Source organism: Vibrio sp. RM-41-2B (assembly GCF_024744415.1).
GTDB classification, from domain to species: Bacteria; Pseudomonadota; Gammaproteobacteria; order Enterobacterales; family Vibrionaceae; genus Vibrio; species Vibrio diabolicus.
Genome location: NZ_JAMQWD010000005.1, coordinates 51899 through 67627, shown reverse-complemented (window position 1 = coordinate 67627; position 15729 = coordinate 51899). Strand labels below are relative to the sequence as shown.

At 46.0% G+C, this 15729-nt stretch carries 13 protein-coding genes and 1 tRNA gene; 8 read left to right on the top strand and 6 right to left on the bottom strand.

The annotated features are described in order from the left end of the window. Nucleotides 1-298: 298 nt before the first annotated feature. Entirely contained in the window at nucleotides 299-1654 is a 1356-nt protein-coding gene (locus NB463_RS03705; RefSeq protein ID WP_053808154.1) for a diguanylate cyclase, read from the bottom strand. A gap of 131 nt (nucleotides 1655-1785) precedes the next feature. On the opposite strand from NB463_RS03705, the gene NB463_RS03700 reads away from it, so the two are divergent. After that, a complete protein-coding gene (locus NB463_RS03700; RefSeq protein WP_053808155.1) occupies nucleotides 1786-2391 on the top strand; it encodes an alpha-ketoglutarate-dependent dioxygenase AlkB family protein in 606 nt (201 codons plus the stop codon). Nucleotides 2392-2460: 69 nt separating this feature from the next. Beyond that, nucleotides 2461-3549 carry a DUF3541 domain-containing protein gene (locus NB463_RS03695; RefSeq protein WP_258431752.1) on the top strand — a complete coding sequence of 363 codons (1089 nt, stop codon included), beginning with the start codon at nucleotides 2461-2463 and terminating at the stop codon, nucleotides 3547-3549. Nucleotides 3550-3603: 54 nt separating this feature from the next. On the opposite strand, the gene NB463_RS03690 is transcribed toward NB463_RS03695, so the two are convergent. After that, complete coding sequence (locus NB463_RS03690) at nucleotides 3604-4812, bottom strand: NupC/NupG family nucleoside CNT transporter (protein WP_005393641.1); 1209 nt, start codon at nucleotides 4810-4812, stop codon at nucleotides 3604-3606. 562 nt (nucleotides 4813-5374) lie between these two features. Here NB463_RS03690 and NB463_RS03685 point away from each other — a divergent pair. Both NB463_RS03685 and NB463_RS03680 read left to right on the top strand, forming a co-directional pair. Next, nucleotides 5375-5458 (top strand) — tRNA-Leu (locus tag NB463_RS03685). A gap of 32 nt (nucleotides 5459-5490) precedes the next feature. Continuing rightward, complete coding sequence (locus NB463_RS03680; protein WP_005374167.1) at nucleotides 5491-6102, top strand: DUF2913 family protein; 612 nt, start codon at nucleotides 5491-5493, stop codon at nucleotides 6100-6102. A gap of 78 nt (nucleotides 6103-6180) precedes the next feature. On the opposite strand, the gene NB463_RS03675 is transcribed toward NB463_RS03680, so the two are convergent. After that, the gene (locus NB463_RS03675; protein WP_258431753.1) at nucleotides 6181-7581 is read right to left on the bottom strand and encodes a tryptophanase; all 1401 of its coding nucleotides are present in this window, start codon (nucleotides 7579-7581) and stop codon (nucleotides 6181-6183) included. 298 nt (nucleotides 7582-7879) lie between these two features. Further along, a complete protein-coding gene (locus tag NB463_RS03670; RefSeq protein WP_046873880.1) occupies nucleotides 7880-9124 on the bottom strand; it encodes an NADH:ubiquinone reductase (Na(+)-transporting) subunit B in 1245 nt (414 codons plus the stop codon). 162 nt (nucleotides 9125-9286) lie between these two features. On the opposite strand from NB463_RS03670, the gene NB463_RS03665 reads away from it, so the two are divergent. The 4 genes from NB463_RS03665 (at nucleotide 9287) to NB463_RS03655 (ending at nucleotide 12252) form a co-directional block, all read left to right on the top strand. Next, complete coding sequence (locus NB463_RS03665; RefSeq protein ID WP_258431754.1) at nucleotides 9287-10675, top strand: cytochrome ubiquinol oxidase subunit I; 1389 nt, start codon at nucleotides 9287-9289, stop codon at nucleotides 10673-10675. An 11-nt stretch (nucleotides 10676-10686) separates the two neighbouring features. Further along, on the top strand, nucleotides 10687-11685 hold the full coding sequence (cydB, locus tag NB463_RS03660) for a cytochrome d ubiquinol oxidase subunit II (RefSeq protein WP_005393631.1): 999 nt from the start codon (nucleotides 10687-10689) through the stop codon (nucleotides 11683-11685). Then, complete coding sequence (locus NB463_RS23940) at nucleotides 11685-11783, top strand: DUF2474 family protein (protein WP_134645372.1); 99 nt, start codon at nucleotides 11685-11687, stop codon at nucleotides 11781-11783. Before cydB ends, NB463_RS23940 begins: the two co-directional genes overlap by 1 nt. A gap of 76 nt (nucleotides 11784-11859) precedes the next feature. Continuing rightward, nucleotides 11860-12252 (top strand): cystatin, encoded by a 393-nt coding sequence (locus NB463_RS03655; protein WP_203347702.1) that lies wholly within the window; start codon nucleotides 11860-11862, stop codon nucleotides 12250-12252. 59 nt (nucleotides 12253-12311) lie between these two features. Here NB463_RS03655 and lhgO read toward each other — a convergent pair whose 3' ends face one another. Next, a complete protein-coding gene (lhgO, locus tag NB463_RS03650; protein WP_258431755.1) occupies nucleotides 12312-13538 on the bottom strand; it encodes an L-2-hydroxyglutarate oxidase in 1227 nt (408 codons plus the stop codon). A gap of 8 nt (nucleotides 13539-13546) precedes the next feature. Continuing rightward, nucleotides 13547-15670, bottom strand: coding sequence for a TRAP transporter permease (locus NB463_RS03645; RefSeq protein ID WP_009705104.1), 2124 nt, complete (start codon nucleotides 15668-15670; stop codon nucleotides 13547-13549). Nucleotides 15671-15729: the final 59 nt, after the last annotated feature.

Sequence of the window (15729 nt, the reverse complement as noted above, 5' to 3'; positions counted from 1 at the left end):
CCCTCGGCTTAATAAGGGTCACTCTAGATAAAGCACGATGCGTGCCAACTTTAAAAAGGCCGTTTTTTAATAGATCCAGATGCATATCGTTGCTTTATTAACCATAAATTTCGCAAACTGCATTTGCAAAATGCAACAATATGCAAATATGCCACTTCATGCACTGCTAATAATGACTCTCTCAGCAAAGAGTCTATTAACATGTAAAGTCATATATTCTTATACCCAAATGATGGTGAGATTTCGGATTCTTAACCTTACCACTGCTCCAAAGCCCTGATTGAAACTGGGCTCAGGTTCATCCGCCATGTTTTTGTTGATACATTCTCTCATCGGCTATTTTCATCATTTGCTCTGGAGATGACATGTCCGGATCAAATATCGCGTACCCAATGCTGGTTCTCAGGTAAATGAGCGCTTCATCGTAAATCACGGGCGTCGAACATAAAGCTAACCTGAGCTTTTGTAGCAGAGACTGAACATTTTCTTCCGTCCCAGGGTTATGAACGACAACTAAAAACTCATCACCTCCCATTCGGGCCACTATATCTGATTTACGCAGAGAGCTTCTCACTCTTTCAGCCGTAGCGACTAAGACCTTGTCGCCTGCGTCATGACCATAGGTATCGTTAATATGTTTAAACCTATCCAGATCTATATTGATTAAGGCGAAGCTGTAACGCTTTTTGTAACGTTTCGCTATTTCAAACTGCTGCTTGTAAAACTTCATAAAATAGCGACGGTTTGGTAAGTGCGTCAGTTCATCATGCAGTGCTCTATCATCCGCAATGGTGTATAAGCGATAAATCGCAATAAGCGCGAGGCTCAGTGCAAAAACAATGGGATAACCGATAAGCCTTGCTAAATAAAGCTGATGCCAAGGAATTTGACGGTCGAGTTTGTCTCCGGAGAAAACCACCATACTCCATCCACCATAAGGAAAATGAACCATTTCTTTCGCGTATGGCTTTTTGGTTTCACTCCGTGCGCCAAAGAAAACGTCACCAAAAGCACCGCCACTGTCGTAACCACGAATCATCAAAGGATAGCGATAAGAGAAATCGATCACGCCAGTTTCTCGCATCAGAGCATCAAAATTAATCACCGCACTGATCACACCCCAATAATCTTGGTTCAACGGTGGATCAAGAAAAACCGGAACCCGCACGATCAAGCCTTTGCCGCCTTGAATCAAGTTGACAGGTCCTGCTATGAATATTTCTTGTATATCCTTGGCTTTTTGCACCTGTACCCACTGCTGTGGCACCGTTCGGTAATCGAGGCCGATTAAACGCTCATTACCTTGGCGGGGAAATATATGACTGATAACATCATTCTTCGCGATGCCAATGATCGTAATATGTTTGCTTTTGTTCAAAATGCGGTGAGCCGCAATGTTCAATTCGTCTTCTTGGTTTTTAGGCAGTAAAGTAATGAGTGTCGCCAAGGTACTGGCTTTATAGATATCCGCCATAAGTACCGCTTCCAAATTGGAACGGAGGGTGGAAAGTTGCTCTTTGGCCTCAACTTGAACTCGCTCTTGGTGAAGCTCTTGCTGATTTCGATGCAACAGCTCAATAACCCCAACGCATAAAGCGAAAAAACTGAGGAAGAACAATGCAAAATAGCATCGCTTTCTGGGTAAATAACGCATTTTCTCCCCACAACTCGTATATCGTTACGAGATTTTTATTTATTGTTAAAATTCTTATTATCACAAGAATAACCAATCCCAATCGGAAAGGTAATAGTGATTAAAATTTTTTATGTTTTAGGTATGAGATGATGCATCAACAAGGCGATTTATTTGGCGGTACTCAGTGGCAAGAAGTAGAAAGGGGTAAACTCTATTACGATCCTTATTTTCTTAGCCATCTAGAAGCGGATCACTACTTTGACCAACTCCTGAAAACACTGCCATGGCATCAAGAGCGCATTACCATGTTCGGCAAGTCAGTACTTCAACCTCGTTTACAAGCGTGGCACGGTGATGCAGCATATACTTACTCAGGCTTAACCATGCAGCCTCACCCTTGGACTCCTGAATTAACTCAGCTCAAAGTGCGCTGTGAGTCGATTGCGGATGTAGCCTTCAACTCTGTACTTGCCAACCTATACCGACACGGCCAAGATTCGATGGGCTGGCACCAAGACAATGAACCAGAGCTAGGTAGAAACCCGGTTATCGCCTCTTTGAATTTAGGTGAAACACGTCGATTTTTGCTCAGAAATTTACATTGTAAAACTGAGATTGAATATGAGCTTTCTCACGGCTCCTTACTGGTTATGGCTGGCGAGCTCCAACATCACTGGAAACACTGTGTACCAAAAACCGCGAAAACCAAAGGTGAACGTATCAATCTGACTTTTCGACAGATTTTTAACTATTGACTCAGCTTTTACATTCTTAATTAATATTGATGGTAGGTTTAGATTCAGGACTTCATAGGGAATGGATTTATGCGTATCAAACCTCTTAGCTTAGCGGTCTTACTCTCTTGCTCACTTACCTTTGCTGTTCAGGCATCACAGGAAGAGATACCGCTCCTAGATAATGCTCAATCAGCACAGTTGATTCGTAGTACCTACGAGCAGGAACTGTTCACTTTACCTGCGTTTAAAGAGGGGCACTTTGGCTTACGCATGTACCGCCAGACGTTAGATGAGAAATATCACGCTGCCGTTTGGACCGACATGGCACAAGTAGCTAGCCGATTAAACCGATTTGCTAATGAAGTCGTTGAACCTGAAGATATTATTCTTTATTCATCACAAAGATTGACCGCGTATCAAGAGAAAGAAAGTGAGCGAGGGCAACGACGCTATACCGTCACTAAACACCATCCTGAATATCTTTATCTTGGCGTGGATTTGCTTGGCGCAATGGCAAGAGCAAACGAATATGGTCTGAAACATAAGCAAAACAAAACGCTGAGAAAGATCCTGAGGCGCTACGATTTCTCGCGTTACGTTACGGACAAAGAAATGATAGAGGCGTGGGCAGCTCAGCTCGCAAACCAAGTCTACTGGCTTCGCCAGCTTGGTGAGCAAGATGTGGTCGAGGAATTTACTCAAACCTTTCGCAATACCTACCCCGACGATAAAGATAAGATGCTGTCAGCTCAGCAGTATTGGAACAAACTCTATGGTATGACGCACATCATCTTTGCCGACTCACAGTACTATCAAGAACGAGTAAGCGAAAAGAAACACCAATGGATTTATGATTACTTTCGCAACAACATCGACACTATTCTACTGCGCGCCAAAGAAGATGTGATTGCAGAAGTCGGCATTTCGTTTTTGTTAGCAGGCTTGGACCATGATCCGGTCGTAAAGAAAACCCGCCAAGCCATTCGTCACGCAATCAATGCTGAAAAAGGGATGATTCCATCGGTCGATGGGAGTTTTGATCTCAAGTACGGCGAGCACCGTAACGTGCTAGCCATCATGCTGCTCGATTGGAAAGGGGTACATAAAGCGCCAACTTATCAAGAGCACCCTGACGCTTTTAAATCAATACCCTACGGCTTAATACCTAAGCCTTAGAAATAATAAAACCCGCCATTTAGGCGGGTTTTTAGTGTGCATCTTCAATCTAAATTAGAGCGAGATGAAAATACCCGCTAAACACGCACTCATCAGGTTAGCGAGTGTGCCAGCAGCAACCGCTTTTAGGCCTAAACTTGCTACATCTTTGCGGCGCTCAGGTGCCATCACGCCGATAGAACCCAGCTGAATAGCAATTGAACCAATGTTTGCAAAGCCACACAACGCAAAAGTGATGATGACTTGAGTATGCTCAGACAGCGTCGCTTTGTGCTGTACAAAATCGATGAACGCAACAAACTCGTTCATCACCACTTTCTGACCAATATATGAACCCGCAGCAAGAATTTCGTGGCTTGGCACACCAATCAACCACGCTAGAGGTGCAAACAAGTAACCAAAAATCGCTTGTAGCGTCACACCAGAGAAACCAAGTATGTCACCTAAGTTTTCTAGTCCCGTGTTCACCATCGCGATAACACTAACAAAAGCGATAAGCATGGTACCAACAGCAACGGCCACTTTCATACCGCCCATGGCACCGCTTGCTAGCGCATCAATAACGTTGCTTTCTTCTGATTTATCTAGCTCAATATCGTTGTAATCGCTTGGCGTTTGGCGTTCAGGAACGATAATTTTTGCCATCATCAAACTACCTGGAGCGGCCATAAAGCTTGCCGCTATCAAGTATTTTAGGTCGACACCTAAACCGGCATAACCACCAAGCACACTGCCCGCCACTGAAGCCATACCACCAGCCATCACAGCAAACAGTTCAGAGCGAGTCATGTTCGAAAGAAATGGACGAATAAGAAGTGGGGACTCGCCTTGAGATAAGAAAATGTTACCTGTTGCAACCAGAGACTCTGCTTTACTTGTACCCAAGAACTTCTGGATAGCGCCGCCAATAAATTGAATCACTTTTTGCATGATGCCCAAGTAGTAAAGGGCGGAAATAAGAGCACTGAAAAAGATGATGATAGGAAGGACACGAATAGCGAAGATAAAGCCAGAAGAAGCGAGGTCACCAAAGAGGAATTTAATCCCCTCATCAGCAAAGCTGAGTAGCCCCGCGACACCATTACTTAAACTCGCCAGCGCCGCCTGACCTAACGGGAAATAAAGCACTAAGGCAGCAAATCCCATTTGTAGCATCAAGGCGCGAGATACGGTTTTCCAATTAATGGAAGAACGGCCCTCAGAAAGTAAGAAGGCACAACCTAGCAGTGCAACAATACCAAATAGACTAAATAGAACACTCATGAGCTGGACCTACTGAACGTTGAAAAAGAAAAAAGAGCCAAAGGAATTGGCAGAAAAAAGGGACAACGCAGCGAGTGATAACTCGCCTTCAGATCCAGAATGTAGACAGAACGAATAGTTCGACATCTTATTTTTACCTTATACAAGCAATTGAACGTAGCTGGTCCGGTCCGTGGGGTCATTCACTGCTGGCGAGCGTATTGCTTGGCCTGCTCCATGTGACGGCTTGTATGGGTAAGGGTCCTGAACAACTAAACCCTAATTCCCGCTTAAACGGGACGCAAGTATAGCCAACAAAAAGAGATATTCATCACATTTATTTACGCAAACGTTCAAGCGTTCAAAATTTAGGCAAAAACGTTCTTTTGTCGTCATACTGTTAATAAAAGTAAGGGTATAAGGACAGACTTTGATGGTAAAAAACGCAAAAGTGACCAATAAATACGCAATCAAACTCGAAAGATCCAAAATTCGTCATTTTGCTCTCGCCAACAGATGGATTTTGGTTATACAATTCGCGGTGCTTCTTTTCGAGGCCTCTGAGTATTCAGAGCATCATGATGCCGAGATGGTGAAATTGGTAGACACGCTAGCATGAGGTGCTAGTGCCTTTGGTGTGAGGGTTCGAGTCCCTCTCTCGGCACCATTATCCTTCTTCCCTAATTTTGTTCGAGTGTAATGCAAAGTTCTAAGCAGGCAAGACAGTCTACAGATGCTAACCAACTTCTGAGTGAGCTTGCGGTTCACGCTTTATTGCACCTGCACTTTAAAATTCACGCGTCCTCACATGGTCTATCCCTTAAAGAGCGTAACGACTTACTGCAGAAATGGCTGAAGCCAAAACTGAAGAGTAATCGCTATAAGCTGATTAAAAAGCCGTTAAAGTCTTTGACTCAACAGGCAAAAGGCGAGAACGGAAATCTGGAAGCGTTACTCGAACGTTGCGTAGGTGCAGATAAACCAAGTAACCCTCAACCTGATCTAGATAGCTACTTGCTGTTGATTAACGAGATTGAGAAGAAGTTGGGGACTACCGTATTATTATCTCGACCGGAAGACGTCGACTTATCTCACGACCAACACGGCTGTTTGCTGTGTGTGCTTTCTGAGAACTTAAATCAGCACTTCGATGATAATAACGCCCTAATCGCTCCTATTTCGATGCTGTTCCGTGGACCAATGAGTCAACGCTCACTTTTCCTTGGCAGCATTTACGCCAGTGGTACCTTCAATTATGAAGTGCAGTATCAAGACGACCAGTTCGTTCGTATTACGTTGGAGTTGGCGTAGCTGTAACGCTAAGAAATAAACGAATCGAAAAAGGCCGCGAAACTCGCGGCCTTTTGCTTATCTAGATTTAAACTTGAGTTAATCGATCTCTTTAAACCGAGCAGTAAAGTGGCGCAGCACTGGTGGCTCGTACTCGAAAGTGAGTCCTTTTAACTCATGTGCACGATTTTTCAGTTCGATAATCGCATCCGCAATGTAATCCATATGATCGTTTGTATAGACACGACGTGGAATGGTCAAACGCATCAACTCAAGCTCTGACGCTTTTTGTTTACCCGTTTCCGGATCTCGACCAAGCAGCAACGATCCTATCTCTACTGCTCGAATACCCGCCTCCAAGTACAAAGCATTACACAATACCTGCGCAGGGAACTGATCCGCTGGAATGTGTGGCAAAATCTTAGCGGCATCCACAAACACCGCGTGACCTCCCGTTGGGTATTGAATCGGAATACCGCCTTCACGTAAGCGTTCACCTAAGTATTGAACTTGGCTAATTCTATAGTGAAGAAAACCCTCATCCGCGGCTTCATACAAACCGCGAGCGAGCGCTTCCATATCACGCCCAGCCATGCCGCCGTATGTTACAAACCCTTCCATGGGTACGCAGCGCGTCTGCACCGCCTGGAACAACTCCTTATGATCACGAATACAACACATGCCACCAATGTTTACCATCGGGTCTTTCTTAGCTGACATGGTGAGCATATCACCGTACTGGTACATCTCACGGATGATTTCCAGAATCGATTTATTCTCGTAACCCGCTTCACGCTGCTTGATAAAGTAGGCGTTCTCACAGTAACGAGCCGAGTCAATCACCACGGGAATATCGTACTTGGTTGCAATCTCGTACACGCTGCGCATGTTTTCCATCGATACAGGCTGACCACCGGAGCTATTACAAGTAATCGTGGTGATAATCGCACAAATGTTATGTGAACCGTGTGCTTCAATTGTTGCCACCAACTTATCGATATCAAAGTTGCCCTTCCAATCATAAGGCGTAGTGGTGTCGAATGCTTCTTCCGTTACCACGTTAATCGCTTTACCGCCATTGAGTTCAATGTGACCCGCGGTGGTATCAAAATGGTAGTTCGAGATAAATACTGGCGTTTCGCCACCACGCACCTGACGCATACGCTCAATCAAAGCTGGGAACAAAATTTGCTCGGCACCACGTCCTTGGTGCGCAGGCACGGTGAGCTTGTAACCAAAGAAGTGCTCGACTGCATCACACAGGTTGTAGTAATTTCGGCTACCCGCATAAGATTCATCCCCCATCATGATGCCAGCCCACTGATTATCACTCATGGCACCAGTGCCAGAGTCAGTCAGCAAATCGATATAAACATCATCACTACGAAGAAGAAATGGGTTATAACCCGCTTCTTTTAACGCGACTTCACGGTCTGCCAAAGTGGTCATTTTGATTGGCTCAACCATTTTGATACGGAAAGGTTCTGGAATACGTTTCATTGTTAATTTCCTTATACGCATTGCCCTACGCGCTATCACGTAAGACTAAAAAACAAATAGATAAAATGCTTTTCAATGCGGTTGCATTGAGGAAATCAACGAGAAGAGATTTTACTAAGAAGAGACAAGCAGTAGTCTAGGTTGTACCAGAACGACAGCACCAAACGGCTATCGAGAATATCCTTTATTCTCATCGTCTTCGTCCTCCTGATAAAAATAAAAAGCCAGAAACCCCATGTTTCTGACCTTTTCAATATAGTGCAGTTTTCAATCAACTTTCAGTGAAGTCACCCTCATTTTAAGAAGGTCTCGCCCTTTTCATTCTGCGTTTGATATTACTTTCTTTGACTAAATAATCGAAAAGTGGCGCGAATAAGTTAGCAAATAAAATCGCTAACATGATGCCTTCTGGATAAGCTGGGTTCAGCACTCGGATAAAAATCGTCATCACACCGATTAATAGTCCGTATGCCCATTTACCGTTATTGGTAAAAGCCGCCGAGACGGGATCTGTCGCCATAAAGAAGGTACCAAACGCAACCCCACCAATCACGAAGTGCCAGTAGAACGGCATGGAGAACATTGGGTTAGAGTCCGAACCGATCGCATTCAATAGTAATGAAGCCGCCACCAAACCGACCAACACGCCCGCAACGATTCGCCACGACGCTATCTTCATAAAGATAAGAATAAAGCCTGTTAATGCAATCAACAGCGTGGAGACTTCACCCATCGAGCCTGGCAAATTACCAACAAGAGCATCTCCCCATGAAATTGGCTGTCCCGTCATATTATTTATCAAGGCACTTTGTCCACCTTCATACCATTGGCTCAGCGGTGTAGCGCCTGAGTAACCATCAGCCGCGACCCACACGGCACCACCGGACATGTTGGCAGGATAAGCAAAGTACAAGAACGCGCGCCCTGCCAGAGCTGGGTTTAGGAAGTTTCGCCCCGTACCACCGAAAATCTCCTTCGCCACAACAATACCGAAAGTGATACCTAAAGCCGCTTGCCACAGTGGAATTGTAGGTGGAAGGATCAGCGCAAAGAGTATAGAGCTGACAAAAAAGCCTTCGTTCACCTCATGCTTTCGCACAATAGCAAACAGAACTTCCCAGAAACCACCAACGATAAACACCGTCGCATAAACAGGAATAAAGTAAGTAGCACCAAGCCACATTTTACTTGCCCACCCCGCCTGTAAAACTGCATCTAACGAGCCCCATACCCAACTCAGTTGCCACGAAGAGGCCAGCGCTTGCTGAGCTGAGGCTTGATCCATTCCATACAACAAAGCATCACTGGACTGCTGACCTATGTTGTACATACCCCAGAACATTGCAGGGAAGACCGCCAGCCACACCATGATCATAATACGTTTTAAATCGATGCTATCTCGAACGTGAGTCATGCCCTGATTAACCTTACCAGGCGTGTAAAAAATGGTTTCGACAGCTTCGAACAGTGGATAGAACTTGTGATACTTCCCACCTGGGCCAAACTTAGGTGTCGCTTTCTCAAAGTAGTGTTTAAGGCTCATAACAACTCCTCCTTTATCTAAAAGATGGTACGCACTGCCGTAAAAAGCGATCGTTTTTTAATCTCTTAGCCTTCCTTCTTCGTATTCCATTTTGTTCGTCGCTCTTCCCTCATCTCTTCCAATTCGGCGAACTGTTAATTCGAAACTAAAAAGGGAATGCCCATGGACACACTCGCCATCGATTTAGCCAGATTCCAATTTGCCTTTACTGTCTCTTTCCACATTATTTTTCCAGCTTTTACGATTGGTTTGGCAAGTTACCTCGCTGTATTAGAGGGCTTGTACTTAAAAACGGGCAACAAACATTACATGCAAATCTATAAGTACTGGCTCAAAATCTTTGCCATCAGTTTTGGTATGGGTGTGGTGAGTGGCATCGTGTTGAGCTATCAATTCGGGACCAACTGGAGCGTATTTGCCGACAAAACAGGCCCAATCCTAGGCCCGCTAATGGGCTATGAAGTTTTTACTGCGTTTTTCCTCGAAGCGGGGTTTTTAGGCGTGATGCTTTTCGGTATGGATAAGGTAGGTAAGAAGCTTCACTTCGCCGCGACTTGTATTGTTGCATTCGGGACGTTTTTGTCTGCGTTTTGGATACTTTCGGTTAATAGTTGGATGCAAACACCAGCGGGCTATAGTATCAACGAAACCGGACAGTTTATCCCAGAAGACTGGTGGGCGATTGTCTTCAACCCTTCCTTCCCTTATCGGCTCGTCCATATGTTGCTCGCCGCTTACCTCACTACCGCCTTTGTTGTAGCGGGCATTGCCGCTTATCACTTATTAAAAGCAAACCATAATCCACTAGCCAGAATTATGTTCTCGATGGCAATGTGGATGGCAGCCATTGTGACACCAATTCAAATCGTTGCTGGAGACATGCACGGATTAAACACCCTTGAACATCAACCCGCCAAAGTTGCCGCGATGGAAGGGCACTATGAGTCTCACCAAGGCGCGCCATTGATTCTCTTCGGTATCCCTAACGATGAAGAAAAACGTATGGAATACGCACTGGAAATCCCCAAACTCGGTAGCTTGATTTTAACTCATGACCTAAACGGCGAAGTAAAGGGGTTAGATGCTTTTCCAGAGGAAGAACACCCTCCTGTATCCATCGTTTTCTGGTCTTTCCGAATAATGGTCGCGCTTGGTTTTGGCATGCTTGTTATTGGCTTGTGGAGCCTATGGCTAAGAAAACGTCGCAAACTTTTTGATTCAAGGGCACTTCAACGTATTTGTGTGCTGTTTGCCCCAGCTGGGTTCATTGCAGTTTTAGCAGGCTGGATAACCACCGAAGTCGGTCGCCAGCCTTACACCGTATACGGTCTTTTAACCACAGCCGATTCGGCATCGCCTATTGATGCCGCCGCGGTGAGCGTCTCCCTGACGGCGTTCATCGTGGTTTACTTTGTGGTTTTTGGAGCAGGCTTCTTCTATCTCCTACGTTTGATGCGCAAGTCTCCAACTCGTTATGAAGAAGGCTTAGACAGCCGACTTCCTGATGGCACGAAAACCGATGCTATCACACACTCTAACCATCTAACCTAGGAGGCTAGTTAATGGATTACGCATTAATTTGGTACGCTTTGATTGGGCTCGCCGTTCTGATTTATGTCGTGTTAGATGGCTTTGATCTCGGTATTGGTATCCTATTCCTCAGCGCGAATGACGATGAAGAGCGCGACATGATGATGAACAGCATCGCTCCTGTTTGGGATGGTAATGAAACTTGGCTAGTTCTTGGCGGTGGTGGGCTTTTTGCCGTGTTCCCCCTCGCCTACGCGGTCATTATGCCAGCACTCTATGCTCCCCTGATTTTAATGCTGCTCGGGTTAATTCTGCGCGGGGTTTCTTTTGAGTATCGCTTCCGAACACAACGCGGAAAGTTTTTATGGGATAGCGCTTTTTTCATTGGTTCACTCACCGCGGCATTGATGCAAGGCATTATGCTTGGAACCCTGCTCCAAGGTATAGAAGTTAGTGAACGAGCATACGCAGGTGGATGGTTTGATTGGCTTTCGCCATTTAGCGTATTTTGTGGCTTGGCGCTTGTTTGTGCTTATATTCTGCTTGGTTCATGCTGGTTATTAATCAAGCTTCCAGAAGAGCTGATGGGGCGTTACTACGTGGTCGCGCGACGATGGGGGCTAGCAATGGTAGCCTGTATATTCATCGCCAGTTTGTGGTTGCCATTGAGCCAACATATCGTCTTTGAACGTTGGTTCTCATTACCAAACTCGCTGCTGTTTTTCATCTTACCAATTATTGCAGCGGCACTCATTTGGCAGCTATTCAAAGCCTTACTCGACCACAAAGCTGTTCGTGCCTATGTACTTGCCATCGGCCTGTTTCTTGTTTCCGCGATGGGTTTCGGTGTAAGTACATTTCCTTACTTGGTCCCATTCGCACTCACTTATCAAGACGTCGCCGCGCCAGATAAAAGTTTGGCATTTTTACTTGCCGGTGCGGTGGTATTACTTCCTCTGATCATAGCCTACACGGCTTATTCGTATTGGGTTTTCCGCGGTAAGATGAAACGTGGAGAGGGATATCACTAATGAAACTAAAACCTATTTTATGGTTCATTGGCATTTGGCTGGCAAGCGTGGTCGCCTTGTTTATCGTCAGTTCGCTGATACGAACTGCGATATTGTAGGCCCAGAGTCAACTGCACCACATCTGAAGCCATTGAGGTCTATACTCAAGCAAGAGTAAAACAACGGAGTGTTTTTATGACCTTAAAGCGGTTTCTGGTAACTTTGATTCCTTTGACGGTTCCACTGTTTTCACCAAATGCATTGGCCGTAGACAAGCAGATGTCATCCGCCATGAAAAGTAAAATGCGGTCTATTTGCTCCGCAACAGACGAACAGGGCCATTGGCAGTTTGCTGAGGCAACTCCTGACGCCAGACGCTCACTCAACATGGTGCTTTATCAAATGAATGCCGATGATAAATTGAAAGCGATTCATGAAGTGAGAACGAAAATGGTCGGCGGAACCCATTATGCATTTGAGTTCGAGTTGCAAGATGGCCAAGTCTGGAACGCGATAGTCCTGCACAGTGCCCGAGGCGATTACATGATCGAAAGGCACGCCAAGAAAGGTGAACTTTGCCCTAAATAAGGCGAGTCATAAAACCTCGCTTCAAATATAGCAAAGGCGACAGTTACGTCGCCTTTGTTTTATACCGTTTTTGCCTCTATCTTCTCATTCACTTTATCGCAAATGTATTCCCCAATCGGCATTGCAGATGTCGCTGCGGGAGAGGGTGCGTTGCAAACATGCAAGCTTCTTGCGCTCTCGGCAAACAAGAAGTCATGAACCAAAGTGCCATCGGATAACACCGCTTGCGCGCGAATACCCGCAGGATATGGCTTGAGATCGTCTACCTTGATACTAGGGCAATATTTGTTGACCAATTTGAGATAGCCCGGCTTCCACCACGAGTTCTTAAACTCATCCAGTCCAGTTTTTAGATGCTTTTGTGTCACTTTCCAGAAGCCGGAGAAGCTGAGCATCTGCATGGTATCTTGCAGGCTAAAGTTGACCTTGTCGTACCCTTCCCGTTTCCAGCCTTGCACCGCATTTGGACCAACGGTCACACTACCATCAATCATACGAGTGAGGTGGACACCCAAAAAAGGCAAATCAGGATCTGGGATTGGGTAAATAAGATGATTCACCACTTGGTCGTGTTTGCTATCTAAGCGGTAGTATTCACCACGATAAGGGATGATTTGGAAATCGGTCGGAATACCCATCATCTTAGTCATACGATCCGCCATCAAGCCGCTGCAAGTAACCAAGAACTTAGCATTGAGCTGCATGGTTTGACCGTCTGAAATGCAGGTCAGTTGGACTTCTTCGTCCTTCTCTTCGGCAGCCACCACTTTGGTTCTCAGGCTAATTTGCCCGCCGAGCTTTTGGAACTCTTCCGCCATCTGCTCAGTGACCAAACGATAATCGACAATACTGGTGGTTTTGACATAAATCGCGCCCAAGCCTGTGATGTTTGGTTCAGCCAGTTTGAGTTGAACTTCATCGAGTAGCTTTACGTCGATACCGTTGACATGGCAGCGCTCATAAAGGGCATTCATACGTTCGACTTCTTGCTCATTGGTCGCAACCAACAACTTGCCACAGTTCTCCACCGGAATATCGTGCTCAGCACAGAACGAAATGGTTCGCTCTACCCCACGCTTACAAAAATCGGCTTTTAAGCTGCCCGGTGCGTAGTACACCCCAGCATGAATCACGCCGCTATTGTGTCCGGTTTGGTGCCTGGCAAAACCGGACTCTTTCTCAACCAATAAAATGGATTTGTCTGGGTGACGTTGCTGCAGTTGCCATGCTGTCGACACGCCAACGATACCGCCACCAACAATGATGTAGTCATAGACTGATTTCATACGACCTCTTATAAAACCGATAGTTGAGATTGTTGCAATTTGAACTTGCGACCACTGTAAATGAACACCGCGACAAATACCGCGCAGCTTGCCACACGAACCAACATTGGGATGTCGTGCCAAACCAGCAATGTACCCACCACTACCAACAAGAGACGCGTCAGAATGTTTAGAGGACCTTCCAAGTAACCTTCAATCGCACCAATCAATGCATAGGTACCGATGATGGCAAAGAAGCCCACGGTAATCACCGACGTCACATCCCAACTGACCAAGCCTGTGTAAGCAATCAACAGCGGGACAAGATACAAACCTTTGGCGATTTTCCACGCCATTAAACCGGTGCGCATTGGCGGTGTTTTAGCAATGGTCGCTGCTGCAAAAGCGGTCAAACACACTGGTGGTGTTACGTTACTGTCTTGCGATAGCCAGAAGATGATGAGATGAGCAGCCAGCAGTGCTAAACCTACCGCTTCCATACCCAAACTTTGCTCTAGTAGGGTTTCCATAAAGTCCGCAGGTACTAGCGCCACCATTTCTTTCGCCGTTTCCAACGCCATTGGTGCATTAAGAAGTTCCAGCTTTTCTGGCGCTGCCAACATAAAGATCGCTTTTGCTTGCTCTGGCAATTGACCTGACACCATCAATTCAAGCAATTGGTTTTCCGCAATCAACTTGTAAAGCGCAGGGGCAGACAATGTGCCCAATACAATATACGCCGCTGTCACGGGTAAGCCCATACCCAAAACAAGAGAAGCGAGTGCAATCAGAACGATCATGATGAACAAGTCACCATTCGCCCAACCATCGATCATCAATGAGAACGTGTTGCCGATGCCCGTGGTGCTGATCACGTTGATCACCAAACCAATACCCACCAGCAATACGGCAGTTGTCGCCATATTTTTCGCACCTTGCGATAGCGCTTCGATGATCGCTTTTGGTCCCATCTTGTGATCTTTCGAGAACCAAGAAGCCACCACTACTGAAATGATCGACAAGCCCGCAGCGTAAGTTGGCGTAAAGCCTTGAACCAACAAAGTAACCAATACCGCCAGCGGGATAAGGTTGTGCCAACCGCTGATCAACACTTTCAGTAGAGATTCATCGCTGGTCGTGATTTTTTGAACGCCGCTGCGTTTGGCTTCGATACGCACAAAGAACGCCACAGACAAGAAATAGATAAGAGCAGGAATGAAAGAAACGGCAATAATATCAACATAAGGAATTTGCGTGTAAGACGCCATGATGAAAGCGCCCGCTCCCATCACTGGTGGCATCAACTGACCACCTGTCGACGCCGCAGCTTCAACGCCCGCCGCGAAGCGCGAAGGAAAACCTGCTTTTTGCATCAAAGGAATACTGATAACACCGGTTGAAACCGTATTTGCCACGCTTGAGCCAGACACTGAGCCCATCAAACCGGAGCCAATCACTGCGATAAAACCCGGACCACCAATGATTTTGCCAGCCGCAGCACGTGCCACATTGATGATGTAATCACCGACACCAGAGCGAACAAGAAACGCCCCAAACAGAATGAACATGAACACGAAAGTCCAACTGATGCGCGAGATAGAGCCAAACATGCCCTCAGAAGAATAGAAGCTGCGGTAGAGCAAGGTTTCCATGCTCAAACCCGGGAAGTGGAAAATACCTGTCGCCCACTTACCCCAAAGCACAACGTAACTCAGACACACCACAATCAGCACTGGAATAAACCAGCCCATGGTGCGTCGAATCAGTTCGATAACAATCAGAATTGCCATGATGGCGAAGACCCAATCGCTGGTCACGAACTTCACACCGCGTTCGTACAGCGCATCTTCGGCATAGGGAATGTAGAGCAAACACGCGACAGCGCCCATGGCAATTAACACATCGATACCGAGTGCAATCTTACTCTGCTTGAGAGAGATATGAGCCGGATACCAAAGCGCACAAATCACCGCAAAGCCAGCAAAGTGGGTCGCAGAAATCCATAACTCCGGTAACGTCGATAAGGTATTAAACCAAATGTGCAAAGCAGACAACACCACGCCAAACACAGTGATTGTAGTGGTTACCCACGGAAAATCAGTGCGCGTGGGCAGCTCAAACTTCTGCAATTCCTTTTCTATTGAGTCGCTCATCTCATACTCCAAGCTCTGGCGGCTTTTTCCATCTTAGAAATCGGTAGGGATAAAATGCC

What these genes read in the sequence shown, in the direction of transcription:
- NB463_RS03705 (WP_053808154.1), bottom strand. Translation starts at nt 1,654, where the DNA reads ATGCGTTATTTACCCAGAAAGCGATGCTATTTTGCATTGTTCTTCCTC.
- NB463_RS03700 (WP_053808155.1), top strand. Translation starts at nt 1,786, where the DNA reads ATGCATCAACAAGGCGATTTATTTGGCGGTACTCAGTGGCAAGAAGTA.
- NB463_RS03695 (WP_258431752.1), top strand. Translation starts at nt 2,461, where the DNA reads ATGCGTATCAAACCTCTTAGCTTAGCGGTCTTACTCTCTTGCTCACTT.
- NB463_RS03690 (WP_005393641.1), bottom strand. Translation starts at nt 4,812, where the DNA reads ATGAGTGTTCTATTTAGTCTATTTGGTATTGTTGCACTGCTAGGTTGT.
- NB463_RS03680 (WP_005374167.1), top strand. Translation starts at nt 5,491, where the DNA reads ATGCAAAGTTCTAAGCAGGCAAGACAGTCTACAGATGCTAACCAACTT.
- NB463_RS03675 (WP_258431753.1), bottom strand. Translation starts at nt 7,581, where the DNA reads ATGAAACGTATTCCAGAACCTTTCCGTATCAAAATGGTTGAGCCAATC.
- NB463_RS03670 (WP_046873880.1), bottom strand. Translation starts at nt 9,124, where the DNA reads ATGAGCCTTAAACACTACTTTGAGAAAGCGACACCTAAGTTTGGCCCA.
- NB463_RS03665 (WP_258431754.1), top strand. Translation starts at nt 9,287, where the DNA reads ATGGACACACTCGCCATCGATTTAGCCAGATTCCAATTTGCCTTTACT.
- cydB (WP_005393631.1), top strand. Translation starts at nt 10,687, where the DNA reads ATGGATTACGCATTAATTTGGTACGCTTTGATTGGGCTCGCCGTTCTG.
- NB463_RS23940 (WP_134645372.1), top strand. Translation starts at nt 11,685, where the DNA reads ATGAAACTAAAACCTATTTTATGGTTCATTGGCATTTGGCTGGCAAGC.
- NB463_RS03655 (WP_203347702.1), top strand. Translation starts at nt 11,860, where the DNA reads ATGACCTTAAAGCGGTTTCTGGTAACTTTGATTCCTTTGACGGTTCCA.
- lhgO (WP_258431755.1), bottom strand. Translation starts at nt 13,538, where the DNA reads ATGAAATCAGTCTATGACTACATCATTGTTGGTGGCGGTATCGTTGGC.
- NB463_RS03645 (WP_009705104.1), bottom strand. Translation starts at nt 15,670, where the DNA reads ATGAGCGACTCAATAGAAAAGGAATTGCAGAAGTTTGAGCTGCCCACG.